The organism is Burkholderia pulmonis, assembly GCF_984667975.1.
Genome location: NZ_OZ480187.1, coordinates 2587297 through 2609672 on the forward strand (window position 1 = coordinate 2587297; position 22376 = coordinate 2609672).

Consider the following 22376-nt stretch of genomic DNA (forward strand, 5'->3'; position numbering starts at 1 on the left):
AGCCTTCACTTTGATCCGGCGGCGGTGCGGATTCGTGATCCCCGCATGACGCTTTCGTCACCGTGCCGGCATCTCCCGCATCGCGGCGCGAACGGAATGCATCGCATGTTTCGGCGTGCATGACACCTCGATGACATTTTTCTCATTTGTCCCTCACCTCCACGATTCGAACGCTTTCCAGAATCGCCAGCGCAATCGCGATATTTCGCACCCGCCGGCACACCGCGCGGCGCGGAATCGACCGATGCACGAAACGATCATCTTGAACTTCAGGGGCACACCATGAAAACTCCAGTTCGGCTCGCCATGATGTCGGGGGCGCTGCTCGCGACCACCCATGCGGCTCACGCGACGGAAGTCACGCTCTACGGCCTGTTCGACACGTCGCTCACGTATGTGTGGAACGCGAACGCGGACGGCAGGAATCTCGTCGGGCTCGGCAACGGCAACCTGCTCGGCAACCGCTTCGGCGTGAAAGGCGCGGAAGATCTGGGCGGCGGGCTGAAAGCGGTCTTCACGCTGGAAAACGGCTTCAATCCGAACACCGGCGCGCTCGGGCAAGGCAACCGGATGTTCGGCCGGCAGGCGTTCGTCGGGCTCGAAAGCGCGCGCTGGGGCACGCTGACGCTCGGCCGCCAGTACGACGCGCTCGCGGACGTCGCATGGCCCGTAACCGGCGACTTCTATTTCGGCAGCGTGTACGCGACACCCGGCGACGTCGACAACTACGACACGTCGTCGCGTACCGACAACGCGGTGAAGTACACGTCGCCGGTGATCAGCGGATTCCAGTTCGTCGGCATGTATGCGCTCGGCGGCGTGGCCGGCAAGAGCGGCGCCGGACAAACCTGGTCGGCCGGCCTTTCATACAGCAACGGCCCGGTCGACGTCGCGGGCGGCTACTACTACGCGGCCAACCGCTCATCGCTCGCCAACGGCATCCGGACCGGCTGGAACGGCACCTCCGACGGCACGTTCGACGGGTCGCTGGTCAACGGCGGCTACATCTCGGCGAAATCGATCGGCATCGCACGCGGTGCGCTGCGCTACAACTTCGCGCCGTTCGCGGTCGGCGTCGACTACAGCAATTCGCTGTACAAGGCCGATGCGATGTCGGCATTTCGCAGTACGCAGAAGTACGACACCGTACGCGGGTTCTTCAACTACCAGGCAACGACCAGCCTGCTCGTCGGCGTCGGCTACAGCTACACACGCGCCCGCGGCGATACCAGTGCGACCTACCATCAGGTGTCCGCCGGCGCCGACTACGTGCTGTCGAAGCGCACCGACCTCTATGCGGTCGGGGCATGGCAGCGCGCAAACGGGGAACAGCGCACGCTCGACGGCGGCACGCAAACGGCGCAGGCGTCGATCGGTTCGTACGGTTATGGCGGCACGCGCACGCAGGGCATCGTCAATCTCGGGTTGCGCCACCGTTTCTGAGCGCGGCGGCCAGCCATGCGCGCTGCGTGACGAAAATTTCATCTCCCGATCAGGTTCACGATGCGTCGCGTCGTTACGATCGGAACGGTAACGGGCCACGCCCGTTCCCACCCACGCAGCGGGTCGATGCCGTACGGCACGATCACGCGTTAGGCCCGGGCTCGTCGAGTGCCGGGCCGTTTTTTTTGCGAGTCTGCGCCCGGATTGTCCGCCAACGAAACGGCATGGGCCGGCGACGCTATCCTGTGACATTGCCGTTCATCCTCAGCCGGCCATGCCAGACGCTCAGCACGCCCTCTCCCTCCCGATCGACGCCGACCTCGTTCGACGCCTCGTGGCACAGCAGTTTCCACAGTGGCGCCACCTGGACGTCATGCCCGTTCTGCCAGGCGGATGGGACAACCGGACATTCCGGCTCGGCGACAGCATGCTGGTGAGGCTCCCGAGTGCCCCCGCCTATGTCGACCAGGTCGAGAAGGAGCAACGCTGGCTGCCGATGCTGGCCGCGCACCTGTCGCTGCCGATCCCGGCCCCGGTTGCAAAAGGCGCGCCCACCGATTCCTATCCGTGGCCGTGGTCGGTCTATGGCTGGCTGGACGGCGAACCTGCCTGCGACGAACTGATCGACGACAAGCCGGCATTCGCGCGCGCAGTGGCCGGCTTTCTGGCCGAACTGCACCGGATCGATACGTCGGACGGCCCGCCGCCGGGCCCGCACAACTTCTTCCGGGGCGGCCCGCTATCGCACTACGATGGAGAAACACGCTCGGCGCTTGAAGCCCTGTCAGGCTGCATCGATACCGATCGCGCGCGTGCCGTGTGGGAAGTCGCGGTGAATACCGTCTGGAACGCGCCGCCCGTCTGGGTTCATGGCGACGTCGCAACCGGCAACCTGCTGGTGAAGGACGGCACACTGCACGCGGTCATCGATTTCGGCTGCACGGCGGCGGGCGACCCGGCCTGCGATCTCGCGATCAACTGGACACTATTCGACGATGCCAGCCGCCGCGCCTTTCGCGCGGCACTTTCCGTCGATGCCGGTACCTGGGCGCGCGGACGCGGCTGGGCGCTGTGGAAAGCGCTCATCACGCTCGCGCAACTTGACGAAAGCGTGCGCACAAGCGATCCGTCGACGCGCACGATCCGGCACCTGCTGGACGATCATCGTCGGGAACACGGACACTGAAGACCGACAGGCCGCCCGAGACGCAATCAAGGTGTGTTGATGCGTTGCGGGAACAGGCACGGATGCGTTTTCACATACAGGTTCGGATTGCCGCAGCGATGCCCGGCGTAATCGATCTGCTCGCCGGGCATGAGGTCGGCCGGCACCGGTTTGCGCGCCGCGGCGGGCGCGGACGCAGGGGTGCCGGAACGTGTCGATGCGCAGCCCGCGAACAACGGGACGATCAGGACTGCGATCAAGGCTAAACGGATGGCGGGACGATCCACTTTTCGGTCCGGAATGAAAGTCTGAATGGAGCCGCCCGCTTTCCAGGCTGCTGTCGCGAGCGGCGCGCATGCCGTCGGCCCGGTCGGCCAACGGCAGACTTCATGTTCCGCTTCGCGCTCATTGCGCCCATGACGCGAACATGACGGTTGCGTCATGTCGGTCGCGTCCGAACCGCGCGCTACCGGCTTGCGCAATCTGACGCATTTTTCATCTCGCGATCACGATCGCGCACGGCTGCTTTCGCATACTGGGTCCATGGTTCGCCACCCGGCGGCCCAGATCCTGGAGAGCACACGATGAAAACCACCAAACTCGCAGCACTGTTCGTCACCGCCACGCTGTCGCTCGGCATGGCCACCCAGGCCGCATTCGCGGAAACGCAAACGCAGGGCAAGACCCGCACGCAGGTCGTCAACGAACTGAAGCAGGCGCAGCACGACGGTGTCGTGCCGACGAGCAAGACGCAATACCCGCCGACCGGCGAGATCGTTGCGCGCAACAAGGAGCTTCACGGGATTTCGGTGCATGGCGGCGAGAAGAAGCCGCAAACCGACAACCACGACAACCTGACCGCGCGGCAATGATGCCCGGCCACACGATCGCGGGCAGCGCACCGCGCGTGGCCGGTTCGAGGCAAACGCGCGGGCGTCACCGCCCGCGCTGTCAGGTGCTGATGGCGGCCGGCCGGCTCGGCTCGGCCGGCCGTCGCGGAAAGCGCAGCCAGAACGTCGTGCGGCGGCCGGGGTCGCTGTCGACGCCGCATTCGCCGCCGTGATTGTCCATGATCGACCGGACGATCGCGAGGCCGAGCCCCGTGCCCGACGCCGAATTGTGCCGCGACGGATCGACGCGATAGAAGCGCTCGAAAATCCGCCCGACATGCTCCGCGGCAATGCCGGGCCCCGTATCCGAGACGGCGATCGTCGTCGCGCCGCCCTGCTCGACGCAATCGATCGTCACGACGCTGCCGCGCGGCGCATAGGTCAGCGCATTGGACAGCAGGTTGCTCAGCGCGCGCTGGTACAGCGTGAGATCCGCATCGACCCACGCATGGCCGTCCACCCTCACCGTCACGCCCTCGTCTTCCGCCAGCGGCTCGTAGTAGCCGGCGACCCGCTCCGCCTCCTCCGCCGCATTCAGGCGCCGTACGCTGATTGACGTGCCGGCCTGTTCCGAACGCGCGAGAAACAGCATGTCCTCGATCATCCGCGACAGCCGCTGGTACTCGTCGATGCTCGACTCGATCACGTTCCGGTAGTCGTCCGCGCTGCGCGGCTGCGACAGCACGACCTGCGCGGCCGCCTGCAGGTTCGTGAGCGGCGTGCGCATGTCGTGCGCGAGATTCGACGAGAACTGGCTCAATCGCGTGAACGATTCGTTCAGCCGCGCGAGCATCCCGTTGAACGCATGCTCCAGCTCCTTCAGCTCGCCCGACGTATCGAGCTCCGGCAGCGGATGCGCGAGCCGGCTCGTCGACATCTGCTCGGCCCGCGCCGCGAAGCGCCGCAGCGGGCTCAGCCCGAGCAGCGCGATGCCGTATGCGATCGCGGCCGCGAGCACCACGCCGAACACCTCGATCACGACGATCGTATAAGCATGCGTGCGCAGCAGCAGCACGTCGGCGCTGCGGTCGTATTGCACCGCGACGCGCACCACGGGCGCACTCGCGCCCTTGCCCGCACCGGCCAGCGGTACGTTCGCCACCAGATACTGATGCCGCGCGCCGGGCGGCGCCACGCCGACGGGCACGCGGCCCGCATCCAGCGACATCAGCGGCGCATAGAGGCGGAAACCCGGCGTGCCGACGAGGCGCTTGCCCGTCGCATCGAAGATCGCGAGATCCATGTTCGGATGGCCATGCAGCTGGTCGATCCAGATGTCGGTATTGCGTGCGACGTCGGTCGTCGTGCGCGCTTCGGCCAGGTGCGCGCCCAGTGCGGCGGAAATCCCGGCCATCTGCTCGGCGGCCGTCGTTTCGACACGGTTGCTCAGCGCCTCGTACAGCGCGACACCGCTCGACGCGAGGATCACCGACGTCGACAGGATGATCAGCGCGGTCAGGCGTCCGCGCAGCGTGCGCGGCAGCAGGCGCGCGATCATGCGGCCGCGCCGCCGCGCGCTTCGAGCACGTAGCCCATGCCGCGCACCGTGTGGATCAGCTTCGGTTCGTATGCATCGTCGATCTTCGAGCGCAGCCGGCGGATCGCCGAATCGACGACGTTCGTGTCGCTGTTGAAGTTCATGTCCCATACCTGCGACGCGATCGTCGCGCGCGGCAGGATCTCGCCTTCGCGGCGCATCAGCAGCCACAACAGCGCGAACTCCTTCGCGGTCAGCAGGATCGTGTCGCCCTGCCGCGTGGCCTTGCGGCGCGTCAGGTCGAGTTCGAGGTCGGCCACGCGCAGCGTGTTCGAATCGCGCGGCTGGCCGCGCCGAAGGATCGACTTGATGCGCGCGGTCAGCTCGACGAAATCGAACGGCTTCGCGAGATAGTCGTCGGCGCCGAGTTCGAGCCCCTTCACGCGATCGCCGACGTCGTCGCGCGCGGTGAGGAACAGCACGGGCGTCGACTTGCTGCGCCGCAGGTTCTGCAGCAGCGTCCAGCCGTCCTGTCCGGGCAGCATCACGTCGAGTACGAGCAGGTCGTACTCCTCGGTCTCGGCCTGGTGCTGGCCCGTGATGCCGTCCTCGACCCAGTCGACGACATAGCCGGCCTCGGTCAGGCCCTTGCGCAGGTACGCGCCCGTCTTCGGTTCATCTTCGACAATCAGAATTCGCATTACGCATTACCCTTGAAGAAACCCAGCCGGCGCAGCACGCCCGCACCGAAGCCGCCGCGGAACGCCGCGCGCCACGACACCGCATGGCTGACGCGGTACAGCACCGGCAGCACCAGCAGCGTCAGCGCCGTGGACGACAGGATACCGCCGATCACGACCGTCGCCAGCGGACGCTGCACCTCGGCGCCGGTGCCGGTCGCGAACGCCATCGGCAGGAAGCCGAGCGACGCGACCAGCGCGGTCATCAGCACGGGCCGCAGCCGCGTGAGCGCGCCGTCGTGCACGGCGGCGTCGAGCGGCACCCCTTCGTCGCGCAGGTTGCGGATGAACGAGATCATCACGAGACCGTTGAGCACGGCCACGCCCGACAGCGCGATGAAGCCGACCGCCGCCGTGATCGACAGCGGAATCCCCCGCAGCCACAGCGACACGACGCCGCCGCTCAGCGCGAACGGAATGCCGGTGAACACGAGCAGCCCGTCCTTTACGTTGTTGAACATCACGAACAGCAGCACGAACACCATGAACAGCGCGAGCGGCACGACGAGCTTCAGGCGCTCGCTCGCGCTTTGCAGCTGTTCGAACTGGCCGCCCCACGATACCCAGTAGCCGGTCGGCACGCGCACGTCCTGCTGCAGCTGCTCGCGCGCGTCGGCGACGAACGACCCGACGTCGCGGCCGCGCACGTTCGCGCTGACGACCACGCGCCGCTTGCCGTCCTCGCGGCTGATCTGGTTCGGGCCCGGCGCGACGTCGATCGTCGCGAGTTCGGCCAGCGGCACGTACGGCGCCGCCGCGAGCGGCGCGCTGGCGCCCGCCGCCGGCGCGGGCAGCGCGATCGGCAGCCGCTTGATCGCCTCGATGTCGGAGCGCAGCTCGTCGGGCAACCGCACGACGATGTCGAAGCGGCGGTCGCCCTGGAACAGCGTGCCGGCCTTCTGCCCGCCGACGGCCGCGGCCACCGAATCCTGCAGGTCGGCGACGCTCACGCCGTAGCGCGCGAGCTTGTCGCGATCGAGGTTGACGGTCAGCACGGGGAGGCCCGTGGTCTGCTCGACCTTCACTTCCGATGCACCCGGCACCTTCTGCAGCGCGGCCGCGATCTGCTCGCCGGTCTGGTTCAGCACGGCCATGTCGTCGCCGAAGATCTTGACGGCAACGTCGCTGCGCACGCCCGAAATCAGCTCGTTGAAGCGCAGCTGGATCGGCTGCGAGAACTCGTACGCGTTACCCGGCAGCTCGGCGAGCGCCTCCTCGATCTCGCGCACGAGCTGATCGCGCGGCTTCTTCGGGTCGGGCCATTGATCGGCCGGCTTCAGCATGATGTAGCCGTCCGACAGGTTCGGCGGCATCGGGTCGGCCGCGATCTCGGCCGTGCCGGTGCGCGCGAACACGCGCTCGATCTCGGGGAAGCGCGCCTTCAGCGTCTTCTCGATCGACTTCTGCATCTCGACCGACTGCGACAGGCTCGTGCCGGGAATCCGCAGCGCTGAGACGGCCAGATCGCCTTCGTTGAGGCTCGGGATGAACTCGCTGCCGAGCCGTGTCGCGAGCCCGAGCGTGACCAGCACGATCGCGCCCGCGCCGATCATCACGCGCGCCGGGCGCGTCATGAACGCGGCGAGCACCGGTTCGTACGCGCGCCGCGCCCAGCCCATCAAGCGGTTCTCCTTCTCCTCGACACGCTCGCCGATGAACAGGGCCACTGCCGCCGGAATGAACGTGACGGTCAGCACCATCGCGGCCGCGAGCGCCATCACGACGGTAATCGCCATCGGATGGAACATCTTGCCTTCGACACCGGTCAGCGCGAAGATCGGCAAGTACACGACCATGATGATCAGTTGCCCGAAGATCAGCGCGCGGCGCGCCTCCTGCGATGCGCCGAACACTTCCGCGAACCGCTCGTCGCGCGTGAGCGGCCGTCCGGCCGCCGCCTGCGCATGCGCGAGCCGCCTCACGCAGTTCTCGACGATCACCACCGCGCCGTCGACGATGATCCCGAAGTCGAGCGCGCCCAGGCTCATCAGGTTCGCGCTCACCTTCGCGTTGACCATGCCGGTGAAGGTCATCAGCATCGACAGCGGGATCACCAGCGCGGTGATCAGCGCCGCACGGATGTTGCCGAGGAACAGGAACAGCACGGCGATCACGAGGATCGCGCCTTCGAGCAAGTTCTTCTTCACCGTCGCGACGGCCTTCTCGACGAGCACCGTGCGGTCGTACACCGGAATCGCCTTCACGCCGGCCGGCAGCGTGCGATTCACGTCCTCCATCTTCGCGGCGACGGCCTTCGACACCGTCCGGCTGTTCTCGCCCATCAGCATGAACACCGTGCCGAGCACGACCTCCTCGCCGTTCGACGTCGCGGCGCCCGTGCGCAGCTCGCGGCCGATGTCGACCACGCCGACGTCCTTCATCCGCACCGGCACGCCGCCGACGTTGGTCAGCACGATGTTCGCGATATCGTCGACGGTGCGCGCCTGGCCCGGCACGCGCACGAGATACTGCTCGCCGCGCTTTTCGATGTAGCCGGCGCCGACGTTGTCGTTGTTGCGTTCCAGCGCGCGCACGACGTCGGCGAGCGTCAGCCCGTACGACATCAGCTTCGCCGGATTCGGCGCGACGCGGTATTCCTTCACATAGCCGCCGATCGAGTTGACCTCTGTCACGCCGCGCACGTTGCGCAGCTGCGGCCGGACGACCCAGTCCTGCAGCTCGCGCAGGTCGGCCGCCGTATAGCGCGTGCCGTCGGGCTTGCGTGCGCCGGCGTCGGCCTCGACGGTCCACAGGTAGATCTCGCCGAGGCCCGTCGACGTCGGCCCCATCGCGGGTGCGATACCGGCCGGCAGCTTGTCCTTCGCTTCCTGGATGCGTTCGTTGACGAGCTGCCGCGCGAAGTAGATGTCGGTGCCGTCCTTGAAGATCACGGTGACCTGCGACAGCCCGTAGCGCGAGATCGAGCGCGTCTGCTCGAGGCCGGGCAGCCCGGCCATCACGGTCTCGACCGGATAGGTGATGCGCTGCTCGGCCTCGAGCGGCGAATAGCCGGGCGCGGACGTGTTGATCTGGACCTGCACGTTCGTGATATCGGGCACCGCGTCGATCGGCAGCTTCTGGTAGCTGAACACACCCACCGCGGCCACGGCCGCGATCGCCAGCATCACGAGCCAGCGGTGCGCAATCGCAAAGCGGATCAGGCGCTCAAACATGTCGGGATTCCTTGAAACGGGGAACGGTCGCCCGCACCGGACGGGCCGCCCGGCCCGTCACACGGCGAGCCGGAAAGCGGGCCGCATAGCGGGCCGCGAGCCGGGCCACGGCACATACGTAACGCTCATTCATGTTCCGCGCTCCCCTTGCCGAGCTCGGCCTTCAGCACGAAGCTGTTCGACGCCGCGTATTCCTGGCCCGGCTTGAGCCCCTTCAGCACTTCGGTCGCACGCTCGTCGCGCCGCCCGGTTTCGACGGCCTGCGCGACAAAACCCTTCGCCGAGCGCACGAACACCGACGGTGCGCCATCGACGTCCTGCAGTGCGTCGCTCGCGACCGCGAGCGGCACGCCCTGCTTGCCCGCGTCGACCGATACGTTCACGAACATCCCCGGGCGCCACACGCCGTCCGGGTTAGGCAGCACGACGCGCGCCGGCGCGGTGCGCGTCTGCTCGCCGAGCAGCGAGCCGACGTACGCGATCGGGCCGCTCGATCGCGACTCGAACGCGGTCGCGCTGACGGTCGCGTCGCGGCCGACGCGCACGTCGTTCAACCGCTGCGCGGGTACGGCCATCTCGGCCCAGACGGTCGACAGGTCGGAAATCACGAACATGCTCGCGTCGGCGGCGATCGCCTCGCCGGGCGTCGCATGCTTCTCGACGATCGTGCCCGCGAACGGCGCGCGCAGCTCGTAGCGATTCAGCGCGCCCGCACCGACCGGCGCATTCAGCGCGGCGAGCTTTTGTCGCGCGTTCTGCACGGCGATCTCGGCCTCGCGCAATTGCACCTGCGCCTGCTGGTAGTCCTGCTCGGCCGAGATGCGCTCCTTCCACAGCGTGCGTTCGCGCTCGTAGGTCGCACGCGCGCCGGCCAGCCGGCGCTCGGCGGTCAGCAGCTCGCTGCGGCGGTCGGCCAGGTCGGTGCTCGCGATCACGGCGAGAACCTGCCCCTTCGCGATGTTCTGCCCGAGCGACACCGACACCTGTTCGACGATGCCGGCCACGCGCGGTACCACGTGCGCGGTGCGGTCCTCGTTGAACTTGATCTCGCCGGGAAGCTGGAACGGCGTCGCGATCTGTGCGGGGCCGGCCTTCGCGAGCGCGATCTTCGACGTCGCCAGCTGGGCGTCGGTCAGCGCGATCGCGCCGTCGGCGCGTGCGAACGGGAACGACGCGGCATCGTTGCCGGCCTTCACGTCGATCGTCGCATCGAATACATGCGGCTTCGCGATCGACTGCGCGGACACGAACTTCTGGCCGGCCGCATCGAATCGCAGGGGTTCGTGCGTGCGGTCATAGCGCACCAGCGTGCCGGATACGGTCACGCCCTTGTCGACCGGTTTGCCGTCGACGAACGGATAGACAACGAGGCGCGCGTCGCCGGGCTTTTCCGTCATCACGACCTCGACGGACAGCTTGCCGCGTTTCAGCACGACACCGCCGCGCGCGCCGGCCCCCTCGGCCGCCTGCGCGGCTTCCGCACCCGCCGGCGCCGACGTGCCGCTCCCGCCCCGCGTGACGGCGAGCGCGCCGATCACGATCCCTGCGCCGCCGAGCACGGCCGCCGCAATAACGAAGATTCTGCTGCGTGACATGATGATCCTTCAGGTAAGAGGGGCGCTTATTGCGCGACGGCCGCGAGCGGCGTGCCGACGAGCCGGCCGATGTCGGCGCGGGCCGCGTGCGCGCCGGCGAGCGCGCGCACGTATTGCGACTGCCCCTGGAACAGCGTGCGCTGCGCGTCGAGTACGTCGAGGAAGCTGAACTTCCCGAGTTCGTAGCCGCGCGACATCGCGTCGAGCGCGAGGCGCGCGGCCGGCAGGATGTCGGACTTCAGCCGCTGCGCTTCCTGTTCGGCGGCTTCGAAATTCGCATAGGCCTGCGTGAGCTCCAGCCGCAGGCGCGTGCGTTCGCGATCGAGATCGGCGTTCGCGCGCTCGGCCTTGTGCGTCGCCTCGAGCAGCGCGCCCTTGTTCGTGTTGAACAGCGGAATCGGGATCGACACACCGACCACGGCCTGGTTGTCGGGCACGCCGCCCGTGGTCACGCGCTTCACGCCCGCGCTGACCGTCACGTCCGGAATGCGCCGCGCACGTTCGAGCGACACGGCCGCATTCGAGCGCAGCATCTCGGCGCGCGCGACCCGTGCCAGCGGCGAATCGTCGAGCTGCGCGGTCAGCGCGGACAGCGGCTCGACCGGCGGCACGGCTTCCAGGTCGCCCAGCACCGCGACCCGGTCGTTGCGCGCTTCGCCCATCACCGCGTTCAGCTTCTCGCGCGCAACCTCGACACGACCGCGCGCGGTCACGACTTCGATCTGCACGCCGGCCGCCGCCACCTGCGCCTTGGTCGCCTCGACCGGCGACACCTTGCCGGCCTGCGCGCGGCGCCCCGCAAGATCCGCGGAGCGCGCGGCGATCGCGGCCGATTCCTCGGTGACCTGAAGCTGGCGCTGCGCGGCGAGCAGCCCGTAGAACGCGGCGATCACGTCGGCGCGCACGACGGCGCCCTGCTCGTCGAGCGACGCGCTGGCCGACTCGCGGCCGTACGACGCGACATCGAGCCGCGCGCGGCGCTTGCCGCCCAGTTCGATGGTCTGGTTGATCAGCGCGGTCGACGTGCGTTCGGCGCGGCTGAAGCCTTCCTGCAGGAACGACACTTCGGGATTGGGACGTGCACCGGCCTGCATCAGCGCACCGGCCGATGCATCGACGTCCGCGCGCGCGCCGCGCAGCGCCGGATTGTTCCGGGCCGCGACAGCGAGCGCGTCGGGAAGCGTCAACGATGCGGAAGGCAGTGCGTCGGATGGCGGTGTGCCGGTCGGTGCGGCAGGGCCCGCGGCAACCGGAGTCGGCCCCGGCGACAGCGACGGCTGCGCATGAGCCGTCGCGGCCATCGCGAAGGCGACGGCCACGGCGAGAGAGAGCTTGAGCATGTTCGGTTCTGCGGTAACGGTTTGCGACCGATGCTACGGTCGGGCCGCAGTGCGAACATGAGGCGAAGATGATATTTCCGTCATGTTGGGCGCAGCCGCACGCAGACGCGCGATGCCCCGCCGGGACGGCGTCCCGTTCTGACGATCAGGTGGATTCGGTGAGCATGCGGCGCGATGGCCGCACGGAAAATCGCAGTGCTTCGGGGAGTCGGCACGCGTGCGCGGCGCATCCCCGTCCGCGGATCAGGCGGTTCCCTGCTTCGCGCGCCTGCGCTGCACGAGCCAGTCGAGCAGTTGCCGCCCGTCGCGTTCGCCGAACCAGCGCGCGTGTCCGATCAGGTAGCCGTCGTACGCGATGTCGACGATCGCCGGTGCGTCGATGATGCAGCCGAAATACGCGACTTCCGACAGCGCGAACTCCGTATGCACGATCGGCAGCAGCGCGACCAGCGCCGCATAGGCGTCGTCGCTCAGCGGTTCGAGCGATTCGTAGCCGTCGAGCAGCGCGTCGATCTGTTCGTATTCGATACGCCGCGCGTCGGCCGGCGCCATCCAGTCGACCGTATTGCGCTCGATCGCGAGCGCGAGGTCCATCACCGCGCAGGTGCGGTCCGACAAGCCAAAATCGAGCACGGTCCGCACCTGCGCGCCGGGCCCCGAATCGGTCCACAGCAGGTTCGACGCATGCCAGTCTCCATGGGTCCACAGCGGCGTCAACGCGGGCAGCAACGGCACGAGGCGCGCGTGATACGGGCCGATCGCATCGGCCACGTCGCCGCGCCAGTCGCGCGAGCCGAGCGCACACACGAGCAGCGGCTGCGCATAGACCCAGCGTTCGAGCGCGCCCGCCAGATCGGTGGACGACAGCACACGAAAACTCGACAGCAGCGTGCGCACGGGCCGCGCGGGCGCGTCGTAGCCGGCCGACGCGCGATGCAGTCCGGCCAGCGCGCGGCCGGCCGCGTACGCGTGCGACGCATGCGTGAACGGCTGCCACGACATCACGCCGCGATACGGGTCGACGCCGGGCGCGAGCACATGCACTTCGTACGTCCACTCGCCGGACGCAAACGCGGTCGCGCCGTCGCGATCGGCCAGCACGTCCACCACGGGGATGCCGCGATCGCGCAGGTGTGCGATGAAGCGATGCTCTTCCTCGAGCCCCGCGACATCGCGCAGGCTCGCGTGATGACGCTTGACGAACAGCCCGCGCCCGTCAGCCATCCGCACGAGCGCGGCCGCCGCGAACTGCCGCGGGCTGTGCCACGTGAGCCGCACCGGCTCGCCCGCGCCGTCGATCCGCGCGAGCACCGCCGCCACCTCGTCGTGCGTCATCAGCGGCCAGTCGCGTTCGGCCTGCTCGCCGTCGACGCCGAATTGCGGCGGCGCGACGTCACGCGACAGGGGGCCGTCCGGCTCGAGTGGGAATGACATGAACGACGTTGCTCCGTAGTTGAATCCGTGCGTGAATCAGCGCGCGCCGCCCGGCGCGAGCGTGCCGCCGGCCGCCGCGCGCAACGCGGCAGCCGTGCGGCTCCAGTCGCGCCAGCCGACGACGGCCAGCCCGATGAACAGCGCATAGAGTCCGGCCGTCAGATACAGTTCCTTGAACACGAACATCCCGACGTAGACGACGTTCACGACGATCCACAGCCCCCACGACGCGATGTAGCGCCGCGCGGTCCAGTATTGCGCGACGAGGCTGAACGCAGTCAGCGACGCATCGACGAACGGCAGCGCCGCATCGGTCCAGCGCGCCATCATGCCGCCGAGCAGCGCGCTGCCGACGACGGCCGCGACCAGGTCGGGCAGCATCTGCCGCGGCCGCACGCCGGTGACGGGCGCGACGTCGCCGGCCGGCACTGCGCCGCCGTCGGCCTCGCTCGCACGCTGTGCGAGCCAGCGCTGCCAGCCGTACACCTGCAGCACCGCGAACGCACCCTGCAGCAGCATGTCCGAGTACAGCTTCGCATCGAAGAAGATCCAGCCGTACAGCGCGACCGACGCGAGCCCGACCGGCCAGCACAGCATGCGCCGCTTCGCGGTCAGCCAGATCGCGAGCGCGCTGACGATCACGCCAGCGATTTCGAGTGGGGACATCGTCTGTGCTCTCCTGGTTAGCTGCCGGGGCCGCGCGTCACGCGGCCGGTTCCGGACGGTCAGAAATCATAAGTCAACGACACGCGCGCGGTGCGCGGCGCCCCCGGGAACAGGTACGCATCGCCCTGCTGCTCGCCGGCGTCACGCCAGTAGAACTTGTTGAACAGGTTGTCGACCGACACGCGCAGCACCGTGCGATGCCCGCCGATCTTCGTCGTGTAGCGCGCGCCGAGATTGAACGCGAACCACGACGGCACGCGCGCGGTGCCTTCCTCGTTCGCGTTGCGCGCCGCACTGTACTCGACGCCGCCGAGCACGTTCAGGCCCGCGACGCCCGGCACCGCGTAGTCCGCATACAACGTTGCGCGCAGCGCGGGCACGTTGATGGTCTGATGCCCTTCGTAGGCCGGCGACCCCGAATCGACCGCGCGGGCGCGAATCGCCGCGACGCTGGCCGTCAGCCCCAGCCGCTCGGTCACCCGCCCGGCCGCGCCGAGCTCGATCCCCTGGTTGCGCTGCGTGCCGCGCTGCACGAACGTGTAGGACGTGCCCGATGCGTCCGGGTCGGCGAACTGGAACGGCTTGCTGATCGAGAACACGGCGGCCGTGAGGCTCAGCCGGTCGAGCCAGTCGTATTTCGCGCCGACCTCGATCTGGTGCGATTCGACGGGCGGCAGGAACGCGTACGCGTTGGTCGCGCGCACGGGCGCCTGGTCGCCGAGCGACAGCGCCTTGCTGTACGACGCGTACAGCGACAGCACGTTCACCGGTTTGTAGACGAGCGCGACCTGCGGCAGGAATACCGAGCGGTCGGTACGCGTCGCGTCGCCGTCGAGGCTGCTCCAGCTGCGCTGGCGCAGCAGCACTTCCTTGCCGCCCGCGAGCACCTGCCAGTGCTCGCCGATGCTGATGCGGTCGAGCCCGAACACGCCGTACTGCCACGCGTCGAGGCGCGGATACGACGGCCCCGGCGAATTCGGCGACGGCGAGAAGGTCACGTCCGGCCCGTAGACGTTCTCGCTGCCCACGTAGTCGTACACGGCGTCGGCCATGTGCACGACGCGGCGCTGCACGCTCACGCCGAGCGTCAGCTCGTGCCGCAGCGGCCCGGTCGCGAACTTGCCGGTCGTGACCGCACGCAGGTCGTCGTTGCGCCGGTATTCGCCGGGGCTGCGGAAGTCGTACACGTCGTAGTCGCCGTTCGCGCCGAAGAAGAACGGCGACGTCGCGCCGGCCGCGCAGCTCGCCGCGTACGAGCAACCGTATGCGAACGCGCTGTTGTCGTCGATCATCGTGCGGCTGCGGCCGGCGGCGATGAAGGCCTTCCAGTCGTCGTTGAACTGGTAGTCGAAGCGCGCGTTCAGGTTCAGCGCGTCGGTCGTCACCGGTTTCGCCCACGGCTGCGTGCCGAGCGCCTTCGACGTGGTGTTGACCGACGGCACGACGGTGCCGCCGAGCAACTGGTAGCCGGGCGCCGAACGCTGGATCCACTGCTGGAATTCGGCGTTGAGCTGCAGGCTCGCGCGCGGGCTGATGTCCCAGTCGGCGGCGATCGAACCGAACGTGCGCCGTCCGTTCGTGCCGTCGATATACGAGTGCATGTTCTCCTTCGCGGCATTGATCCGGAAGCCGAACTGGTTGTCGGGGCCGAAGCGGCGACCGAGATCGACGGACGCCGACGTCGAGCCGCGGCTGTCGACGCCGGTCGTCACGCTCGCGACGTTCGCGGAGCGCTTCGTCACGAAGTTGATCACGCCGCCCGGTGCGACGACGCCGCTGTCGATGCCCGCGAGCCCCTTGAGGATCTCGACGCGCTCCTTGTTCTCGAGCGGCACGTTCTGCTCGCCGGACACCGTCAGCCCGTCGATCCGGATCGCGCTCGCGAGATCGACCGGAAAGCCGCGAATCGCGAAGCCTTCGAAATAGCCGACCGGCGCATAGTCGTTGACGACCGACGCGTCGTTGCGCACGACGTCGCTCAGCCGCTTCGCCTGCTGGTCGTCGATCACGGCGCGCGTGATGACGTTCACCGACGCCGGCGTGTCACGCAGCGGCGCGTCGTCGAGCCCCGCGACCGATGCGTTGCGCGCACGCAGCGTGCTGCCGCGTTCGCCGTTCACCGTGATCGCGGGCAGCGTCGTCGTGCCGGCCGCGTCGGCGTCCGGTGCGGGCGTGTCGCCCGGTGCCGCGGCGGCCTGCGCCGCGAAAAGCGTGATGCCGAGGCCGACTCCGAGCCCCACCTTCGTGCGCCGCCGCCGTGCGGGCGCCGCTGTTGTTCTATTCGCCGTCATTGTTCTGGATGGAAAACTCGCCACTCGACCCTGTCGAAACTCGTTACGAAGCTGCGAAGCGTGTGCCCGCGAACGCATCCGCGCCCGCCTCCGGACGCGTGCGTCGACACGATATTCATCAGACGAACCGGACGATGCGGCGCGCAAGCGGGCCGCTCGGTCGGGAAAACGCAGGATGGGACATCGGATTCGGATGACGCACCGGGAACCGACGCGGCCGCCGACGAGTTCGTCGGGGGTCTGTCGGGCTGCCGGCGGCATCGCGCGGTCTTGTCATGCGGGGGACGCTTCGAACGCCCCGGTGCGGGCGGCGGGCACTGCGCCGGCCGTTCTCGTCGGAACGGCGGCCTGCCCGTCGCGCGCGACATCGCGGCGTGACGCGCATTTTACCCCGGGCGGGGCCGATGCCCTTGGAAACGGGCGGAACGGGTGGAGCGGGTGGAGATGAGGCCAGGAACGGGGAAAGGCGGTTCGGGTCGCGCGACAACGACGGCGAGGTCATCGCGCGCCCCGTCATGCGCCGCAACGCGGCGGATCGGCGCGAACCCGTGCCGGTCAGACGGCAAGCACCGCGAGCGGCAGCGAGCAGCCGCCCGCGGTTCCCGGGGCGCTCAGAACCCCTGCATCGTCACGGTCGGATCGACGACCAGATGCACGACGCCGTAGATCACCGCACCGACCAGCAGCGCAAGCAGGATCGCCACGAACGGCAGCAGCGTGAAGTTGGTGTTCGCAAGATCGGTCGCATGCGCCTTGCTGTTGCGCACGCCGAAGAAACTCCACAGGACCAGGCGGACCATGCCGAGCAGTTTCATGATGGGCTCCTTTCATCGAATCGGTTGACGCTATCGTCGATCCGACCGGCATTCGAAAAAAGAAGCAGTTGCGCGTGCTTTTCGCGCAGCAGGCCGTCTGCGGCGGCATGTCGCAGGCGCCGTCAGCGGTCGAGCACGAGCGGCTCCGCGGCCCCTTTCGCGGGCCGCGCGACGCACAGCAGCGCGCAGCCGGGTTCGACCGGCGCATCGGGCGTTTGCTCGTAATCGACCGAACCGGACAGCACGCGCGTCGCACACGTGCCGCACGAACCGGAGCGGCACTCGGACGGCACCGCCACGCGCTGCCCTTCCGCGAATTCGAGCAGCGTGCCGTCGGCGGGCGTCCACGCAGCTTCGCGCGCCGTGCGCCGGAACACGACCGGCACGCTCGCCGCGGCCGACGCACGGGTCGTCGTGCGCGCGACGCTCGATGGCCCGAACGCTTCGAAACGGATGCGTTCGTCCGGCACGTTCAGCGCGCGCAGCCCGTCGTACAGGTCGCGCATGAACGCCGCCGGGCCGCACAGATAGAAGTCGTAGTCGTCGAACGACAGGATCCGCTTCAGTTGCGCGATGTCGATGCGGCCGGCCCGTGCTGCGGCGCGTTCGTCAGGATGACTGTCGAACCAGTGGAGCGACAGGCGTGGATCGGCGGCCGCGATGCGCGCCAGTTGCGCCGCAAACGGCCGGTCGGCCGCTTCACGCGCGCCGTGCACCAGCACGACCCGGCGCGACGGCGTGTCGTCGGCCAGTGCACGGTGCAGCATCGCGACCATCGGCGTGATGCCGATGCCGGCCGACACGAGCACGGCCGGGCGCGTGCTCGCGAGATCGAACGTGAAACGGCCGCGCGGCATCTGCGCATCGAGCGTCATGCCGGCTTGCGCGTGATCGTGCAACCACACCGATACACGCCCTTCGCGCTTCACCGTGATCCGGTAATGCGCGCCGCCCGGCGCGTCGGACAGCGTGTAGCTGCGAATCGACGGCGCATCGCTGCCAGGCAACGCGATGCGCAGCGTCAAATGCTGCCCGGCTTCATAGGCGGGCAACGCACCGCCGTCCGCCGCTTCGAAATGGAACGAGCGGATCGCGCGCGCTTCGTCGACGATCTTCGCGATGCGCAACGGCCGCCATGCGGGTGCCGATGAGGGTACCGATGCAGGTGCGGCTGCCGACGGTGCCGCTACGGCCTCCGCCGCGCGCCCCGACGCCGCTGCCGTCGCCGCGAATTGCGGCGCACCCTCGACCGCCGACCACCGGAACGGCAGCACCGCACGCACGCGCCGCACTTCCCGCACATGAAATCGCACGACACGTTGCGCACCGTCGAACGACGCGACGAGCGGCCCGTCCCAGACGATCTCTGCGCGCGCGGCGACATACAGCAGGTCGCCGCTGTCGAAATCGACGAACAGCAGCCCGGCGCGCGGATCGTGCTGCAGGTTGCCGAGCGTGTTGAAAAAGCGGTTGCCGCTGAAATCGGGCGTCGTCAGCGTGCGTGCGTCGTCGACGCGCACGAAACCCGGCATCCCGCCGCGATGCGACACGTCCGCACCGCGCGCCGCGCCCGCATCCGCCGACGTGTTCGCGCTCGCGACGAAGAACGTATCGGCCTGCGCGAGCAGCGCACGATCCGCGTCGCTCAACGCGTGCGATACGTCGGGGCCGGCCGATTCATCGACGTCCCGCTCGACGAACGTCGGCTTGCGGCCCTGGATGTACTTCGCGCAGTTGCCGAAGCTCTGCTCGACCGCGATCGTCAGCGCATCGCCGTCGATCGCGCGCACGACGCCGTTCACGCGATTGCGCCGCCGCGTATCGAACTCGATGCCGAGCCCGCCGAGCGCCGCGCCCGGCTGCCACGCGCCGGCCAGCGGATCGCCCGGCAGCTGGCGCGCCGCGATGCGCAGCGTGCGCGCATCCGGCGACGTGACGAAGCCCGGCGACCCGGCGCGCAACGTCGCCCACGGCTGCCCGTGCGCATCGACGCCGCCGAGCACGAAGAACGGCAGTTGCGCAAAGAACGTCCGGTGCTGGTCCGGCATGAAGCGCCGGATCCCGCGCCGGCCGGCCGCGCTCGCGGCACCGGTCACCCCTGCGCGCTGCTGCACGGCGAGTTCGCCCGCATGAAACGGCGCGGTGTCGAGTTCCCAGCCCGGTACGACGGCGGTCGGCGCGTTCATCGCGTTCTCCCTGAACAGGCGCGGTTGCGAGGGCGTTATGCGGCGAGCAGGCCCGCGCGCGTCGTCGGCATGGCGACGAAGCCCGGCAGCGCCTCGACGCGGGCCAGCCACGCACGGACGTGCGGATACGGTTCGAGCGACACGCCGCCTTCCGGTGCGTGCGCGATGTACGTGTACGCGGCAATGTCCGCGATCGTCGGCTGCGCGCCGGCCGCGAACGGCTTGCCGGCCAGTTCGCGATCGATCACGTCGAGCACCTTCGCGGCCGTGCGCTTGGCCGCCTCCGGGTCGAGCGGTGCGCCGAACACGGTCACGAGCCGCGCGGCCGCCGGGCCCGACGCGATCGGGCCGGCCGCGTACGACAGCCAGCGCTGCACGACCGCGGCGCCGACCGGATCGTCGGGCAGCCAGTGCGCATCGCCGTAGCGCTTCGCGAGATAGACGAGGATCGCGTTCGAATCGGCGATCACGGTACCGCCATCGTCGATCACCGGCACCTGCCCGAGCGGATTGAGCGCGAGGAACGCCGGCTCGCGCTGCGCGCCGGCCGCGAGATCGACGTCGATGGTCCTGGACGGCAGGCCGAGCAGCGACAGGAACAACCGGACACGGTGCGCGTGCCCCGAGAGCAGGAACGAATAGACGCGGATCGGCGAAGCGGGCTTGCTGGCGGCAGACATGGAAAACACTCCGGAATCTTGCGCCGCCGGGAGTCGGCGACGAACGGCTCCAGCGTAGCGCTCGCCGTTCATCGCCAGAAGACGGATAATCGAGGAAACATTATCCTCTTTGACAGGACAATCGACGATGGCCGACCTGCGCGACGTGAACCTGAACCGGCTGGCGATCTTCGTTGCCGTAGTCGATGCCGGCTCGCTGACGGCGGCGGCCGAGCGGCTCGGCCTCGCGAAGACGGTCGTCAGCACGCACATGCAGCGCCTCGAATCCGAGGTCGGCGCGAACCTGCTGGTGCGCACGACGCGGCGGCTGAGCGTGACCGATGCGGGACGCGTGTTCTACGACGCGTGCCGCGACATCGTGCGCGCGACCGAAACCGCGCTCGACGCGGTGTCGTCCGACGCCGGCCCGCTGCGCGGCACGCTGCGTGTGAGCGTGCCGATCGACTACGGCGCGCTGGTCGTCGCGCCGGCTGTCGTCGCGTTGCGCGACCGGCATCCGGCGCTCGACGTCGAACTCGTCGCGAACGACCGCGTCGTCGATCTCGTCGCGGACAACCTCGACGTCGCGATCCGCATCGGCCGCCTCGCCGATTCGAACTATCGCGCGGTACAGCTCGGTACGTACGAGAAATGGCTGGTCGCGAGCCCCGCGTTCGTCGCGCGCTACGGGCTGCCGCGCGACCCGGATGCGCTCGCCGCGCTGCCGTTCGTGATGCTGTCGACGCTGCCGCGCCCGCATACGCTCGAGCTCGGCAACGTAGACGGCGGCCATGCGGCGGTGCGCTGCGTCGCGCCGGTCGTGTCGAATACCGCGACCGCGTGCCGCGCGATCGTGCTCGCGGGCGGCGGCTTCGGGCTGCTGACGGATTTTTCGACCGCGGACGACGTCGCGACTGGCCGCCTCGTGCGGCTGCTGCCGGGGTGGCGCACGGCGCCCGCCGGGATCCACGCGGTGTATCCGTCGACGCGGCTGCCTTCGCCGAAGGTGCGGGCGTTCATCGAGGCGATGAAGGGGCGGATCGGGGAGACGCCGGCGACGCCGATGACAAAACACTCACGCCCGAGGTAACGAAAAACAGCATCGCAAAAGCGAAACAGCGTGGCAATCCGCGTTCAATGCGCGATCGTGAGTCGCCTCATGAGCAACGATTTCAGATCCCTGCGCGTATCGCAAACGGCGTATATGTGGATCGTGTCGCCGCGCACGTCATAAATGACGCGGTTCATTCCGGCAACGACTTCGCGATACTGACCGAGGTTAATATTTGCCAGTTCATCGGGAATTCTGCCCTGACTCGGAAAAGCACGGATCGATGCAATGGCGTCCTTGATCTGGCGATAGCTGGCTCGCCAGTTTTCCGAACCGAAATTCGACACGACATAACGCTTCAACCGCTTCAGATCGTCTTCCGCCGAACGAAGAACGACAACCCGTAACGTCATTGATCGTCGTCCTTGTCGAGGTCGGCAAAGACATCCTCGACGGGGCGAAAGTGACCCTGCTCGATTTCGCGGTTGCCCAACGCAAGCAGCCGGAGAAGCGCAAGCGTCTCTTCATGCTCTTCATACGACTTGACATCCATGACAACGAGCTTCGCCTCGCCATTCTGAGTAATCAGCATCGGTTCGCGACTCTCCGAGATGTCCTTGACGATCTCGGCCGCGTGGCTCTTCAGATAGCTGATCGGCTTGACCTGAGTAGAGAATTTCATGGAGCGCCCCCTTCGCCAAACCACAATGAGACTGATTATAGTCCGAATTTAGTCTCATTCGAAGCCAAGACGCACGGTCGCTCCCTACCCTGCCGCCTGCAACGTCCCCAGCAACACCCGCCGGCAACTCGCGATCATCAGCGCCTCCGGATCGCGATAGTCGGTGAGCAGCCATGCGGCGCCGACGTTCGTCATCGCGCCGACGAGCGCGAGCCCGACCAGCCGCTGCTCGATGCGCTCCGCGGGCGTCGCGGCTTCGTGCGGCGCACCGATCGCCATGATCAGCTTGCCGAAGTCGATCAGCATGCGCTGGTACGTCATGTCGGTATCCGCGCTGACGCCCATCACCTCGAGCAGCAGCACGCGCGCCGCGCACGGATCGCGCAGGAACGCGAAGAACGCGGCGAGCCCCACGTCGACGCTCTCGCGCAGATCGCCGCCGCGCTCGGCCACCGCCCGCGCGACCGCCTCATGCAGTTGCTGCGCGTGATGCAGGTAGGTGCAGCGCAGCAGATCCTCGGTGCTGTCGAACGCCGCATAGAAATAGCGATCGTTCAGCTTCGCTTCCTGGCAGATCGACCGCACGGTCGCCTTGCGGAACCCGACCGTGCCGAACACGCGCGTCGCCGCGCGGATCAACGCGTCGCGCCGCTCGGCGGCCCGTACCTCGGGCGCCACGCCGCCATACGACCGGCCCCTTTTTTCCGTTTCGAGTGCTTTCTCCATTCCGCTATTTGACATCAGGACACCCGAAAACTAAAGTGGTGAC

At 68.3% G+C, this 22376-nt stretch carries 19 protein-coding genes; 4 read left to right on the top strand and 15 right to left on the bottom strand.

Annotation, left to right across the window (positions count from 1 at the left end; all coding sequences use genetic code 11):
- Positions 1–282: 282 nt before the first annotated feature.
- Positions 283–1443, top strand: a complete 1161-nt coding sequence (locus AC5LXK_RS28285; protein WP_493391942.1) for a porin — start codon at positions 283–285, stop codon at positions 1441–1443.
- 427 nt (positions 1444–1870) lie between these two features.
- Positions 1871–2629, top strand: a complete 759-nt coding sequence (locus AC5LXK_RS28290) for an aminoglycoside phosphotransferase family protein (RefSeq protein ID WP_493391943.1) — start codon at positions 1871–1873, stop codon at positions 2627–2629.
- Between the two features lie 26 nt (positions 2630–2655).
- On the opposite strand, the gene AC5LXK_RS28295 is transcribed toward AC5LXK_RS28290, so the two are convergent.
- Complete coding sequence (locus tag AC5LXK_RS28295) at positions 2656–3051, bottom strand: hypothetical protein (protein WP_493391944.1); 396 nt, start codon at positions 3049–3051, stop codon at positions 2656–2658.
- A gap of 141 nt (positions 3052–3192) precedes the next feature.
- Here AC5LXK_RS28295 and AC5LXK_RS28300 point away from each other — a divergent pair, with 141 nt between their 5' ends.
- Positions 3193–3480: a DUF4148 domain-containing protein gene (locus AC5LXK_RS28300; RefSeq protein ID WP_493391945.1), complete on the top strand. Its 288-nt coding sequence runs from the start codon at positions 3193–3195 to the stop codon at positions 3478–3480.
- Positions 3481–3559: 79 nt separating this feature from the next.
- Here AC5LXK_RS28300 and AC5LXK_RS28305 read toward each other — a convergent pair whose 3' ends face one another.
- The 11 genes from AC5LXK_RS28305 to AC5LXK_RS28355 form a co-directional block, all read right to left on the bottom strand.
- Positions 3560–4996, bottom strand: a complete 1437-nt coding sequence (locus AC5LXK_RS28305) for a heavy metal sensor histidine kinase (RefSeq protein ID WP_493391946.1) — start codon at positions 4994–4996, stop codon at positions 3560–3562.
- Positions 4993–5676, bottom strand: a complete 684-nt coding sequence (gene irlR / locus AC5LXK_RS28310) for a heavy metal response regulator transcription factor IrlR (protein WP_006490455.1) — start codon at positions 5674–5676, stop codon at positions 4993–4995. The genes AC5LXK_RS28305 and irlR overlap by 4 nt, the downstream gene beginning before the upstream one ends.
- A complete protein-coding gene (locus AC5LXK_RS28315; RefSeq protein WP_493391947.1) occupies positions 5676–8888 on the bottom strand; it encodes an efflux RND transporter permease subunit in 3213 nt (1070 codons plus the stop codon). Before AC5LXK_RS28315 ends, irlR begins: the two co-directional genes overlap by 1 nt.
- A gap of 125 nt (positions 8889–9013) precedes the next feature.
- A complete protein-coding gene (locus AC5LXK_RS28320) occupies positions 9014–10483 on the bottom strand; it encodes an efflux RND transporter periplasmic adaptor subunit (protein ID WP_493391948.1) in 1470 nt (489 codons plus the stop codon).
- A 26-nt stretch (positions 10484–10509) separates the two neighbouring features.
- Entirely contained in the window at positions 10510–11823 is a 1314-nt protein-coding gene (locus tag AC5LXK_RS28325; protein ID WP_493391949.1) for a TolC family protein, read from the bottom strand.
- Positions 11824–12066: 243 nt separating this feature from the next.
- The gene (locus tag AC5LXK_RS28330) at positions 12067–13257 is read right to left on the bottom strand and encodes a phosphotransferase enzyme family protein (RefSeq protein WP_493391950.1); all 1191 of its coding nucleotides are present in this window, start codon (positions 13255–13257) and stop codon (positions 12067–12069) included.
- A gap of 36 nt (positions 13258–13293) precedes the next feature.
- A complete protein-coding gene (pnuC, locus tag AC5LXK_RS28335) occupies positions 13294–13923 on the bottom strand; it encodes a nicotinamide riboside transporter PnuC (protein ID WP_493391951.1) in 630 nt (209 codons plus the stop codon).
- 59 nt (positions 13924–13982) lie between these two features.
- Positions 13983–16214, bottom strand: a complete 2232-nt coding sequence (locus AC5LXK_RS28340) for a TonB-dependent siderophore receptor (RefSeq protein WP_493391952.1) — start codon at positions 16212–16214, stop codon at positions 13983–13985.
- Positions 16215–16825: 611 nt separating this feature from the next.
- A complete protein-coding gene (locus AC5LXK_RS28345; protein ID WP_493391953.1) occupies positions 16826–17029 on the bottom strand; it encodes a DUF2970 domain-containing protein in 204 nt (67 codons plus the stop codon).
- Between the two features lie 122 nt (positions 17030–17151).
- On the bottom strand, positions 17152–19215 hold the full coding sequence (locus tag AC5LXK_RS28350) for a pyridoxamine 5'-phosphate oxidase family protein (RefSeq protein WP_493391954.1): 2064 nt from the start codon (positions 19213–19215) through the stop codon (positions 17152–17154).
- A 35-nt stretch (positions 19216–19250) separates the two neighbouring features.
- Positions 19251–19895, bottom strand: coding sequence for a glutathione S-transferase family protein (locus tag AC5LXK_RS28355; RefSeq protein WP_493391955.1), 645 nt, complete (start codon positions 19893–19895; stop codon positions 19251–19253).
- A 127-nt stretch (positions 19896–20022) separates the two neighbouring features.
- Here AC5LXK_RS28355 and AC5LXK_RS28360 point away from each other — a divergent pair, with 127 nt between their 5' ends.
- Positions 20023–20964: a LysR family transcriptional regulator gene (locus AC5LXK_RS28360; RefSeq protein WP_493391956.1), complete on the top strand. Its 942-nt coding sequence runs from the start codon at positions 20023–20025 to the stop codon at positions 20962–20964.
- Between the two features lie 44 nt (positions 20965–21008).
- On the opposite strand, the gene AC5LXK_RS28365 is transcribed toward AC5LXK_RS28360, so the two are convergent.
- From AC5LXK_RS28365 to AC5LXK_RS28375, 3 genes are all read right to left on the bottom strand, one after another.
- Positions 21009–21338, bottom strand: a complete 330-nt coding sequence (locus AC5LXK_RS28365) for a type II toxin-antitoxin system RelE/ParE family toxin (RefSeq protein ID WP_493391957.1) — start codon at positions 21336–21338, stop codon at positions 21009–21011.
- A complete protein-coding gene (locus AC5LXK_RS28370) occupies positions 21335–21607 on the bottom strand; it encodes a type II toxin-antitoxin system Phd/YefM family antitoxin (protein WP_089474297.1) in 273 nt (90 codons plus the stop codon). The genes AC5LXK_RS28365 and AC5LXK_RS28370 overlap by 4 nt, the downstream gene beginning before the upstream one ends.
- Positions 21608–21691: 84 nt before the next feature.
- A complete protein-coding gene (locus AC5LXK_RS28375; protein ID WP_493391958.1) occupies positions 21692–22348 on the bottom strand; it encodes a TetR/AcrR family transcriptional regulator in 657 nt (218 codons plus the stop codon).
- Between the last annotated feature and the right edge of the window lie 28 nt (positions 22349–22376).

Coding starts and splice junctions, on each gene's coding strand:
- pnuC (WP_493391951.1), bottom strand. CDS start 13,923: ATGTCCCCACTCGAAATCGCTGGCGTGATCGTCAGCGCGCTCGCGATC.
- AC5LXK_RS28360 (WP_493391956.1), top strand. CDS start 20,023: ATGGCCGACCTGCGCGACGTGAACCTGAACCGGCTGGCGATCTTCGTT.
- AC5LXK_RS28285 (WP_493391942.1), top strand. CDS start 283: ATGAAAACTCCAGTTCGGCTCGCCATGATGTCGGGGGCGCTGCTCGCG.
- AC5LXK_RS28345 (WP_493391953.1), bottom strand. CDS start 17,029: ATGAAACTGCTCGGCATGGTCCGCCTGGTCCTGTGGAGTTTCTTCGGC.
- AC5LXK_RS28315 (WP_493391947.1), bottom strand. CDS start 8,888: ATGTTTGAGCGCCTGATCCGCTTTGCGATTGCGCACCGCTGGCTCGTG.
- AC5LXK_RS28375 (WP_493391958.1), bottom strand. CDS start 22,348: ATGTCAAATAGCGGAATGGAGAAAGCACTCGAAACGGAAAAAAGGGGC.
- AC5LXK_RS28290 (WP_493391943.1), top strand. CDS start 1,871: ATGCTGGTGAGGCTCCCGAGTGCCCCCGCCTATGTCGACCAGGTCGAG.
- AC5LXK_RS28365 (WP_493391957.1), bottom strand. CDS start 21,338: ATGACGTTACGGGTTGTCGTTCTTCGTTCGGCGGAAGACGATCTGAAG.
- irlR (WP_006490455.1), bottom strand. CDS start 5,676: ATGCGAATTCTGATTGTCGAAGATGAACCGAAGACGGGCGCGTACCTG.
- AC5LXK_RS28305 (WP_493391946.1), bottom strand. CDS start 4,996: ATGATCGCGCGCCTGCTGCCGCGCACGCTGCGCGGACGCCTGACCGCG.
- AC5LXK_RS28325 (WP_493391949.1), bottom strand. CDS start 11,823: ATGCTCAAGCTCTCTCTCGCCGTGGCCGTCGCCTTCGCGATGGCCGCG.
- AC5LXK_RS28320 (WP_493391948.1), bottom strand. CDS start 10,483: ATGTCACGCAGCAGAATCTTCGTTATTGCGGCGGCCGTGCTCGGCGGC.
- AC5LXK_RS28370 (WP_089474297.1), bottom strand. CDS start 21,607: ATGAAATTCTCTACTCAGGTCAAGCCGATCAGCTATCTGAAGAGCCAC.
- AC5LXK_RS28340 (WP_493391952.1), bottom strand. CDS start 16,214: ATGACGGCGAATAGAACAACAGCGGCGCCCGCACGGCGGCGGCGCACG.
- AC5LXK_RS28295 (WP_493391944.1), bottom strand. CDS start 3,051: ATGACGCAACCGTCATGTTCGCGTCATGGGCGCAATGAGCGCGAAGCG.
- AC5LXK_RS28300 (WP_493391945.1), top strand. CDS start 3,193: ATGAAAACCACCAAACTCGCAGCACTGTTCGTCACCGCCACGCTGTCG.
- AC5LXK_RS28350 (WP_493391954.1), bottom strand. CDS start 19,215: ATGAACGCGCCGACCGCCGTCGTACCGGGCTGGGAACTCGACACCGCG.
- AC5LXK_RS28355 (WP_493391955.1), bottom strand. CDS start 19,895: ATGTCTGCCGCCAGCAAGCCCGCTTCGCCGATCCGCGTCTATTCGTTC.
- AC5LXK_RS28330 (WP_493391950.1), bottom strand. CDS start 13,257: ATGTCATTCCCACTCGAGCCGGACGGCCCCCTGTCGCGTGACGTCGCG.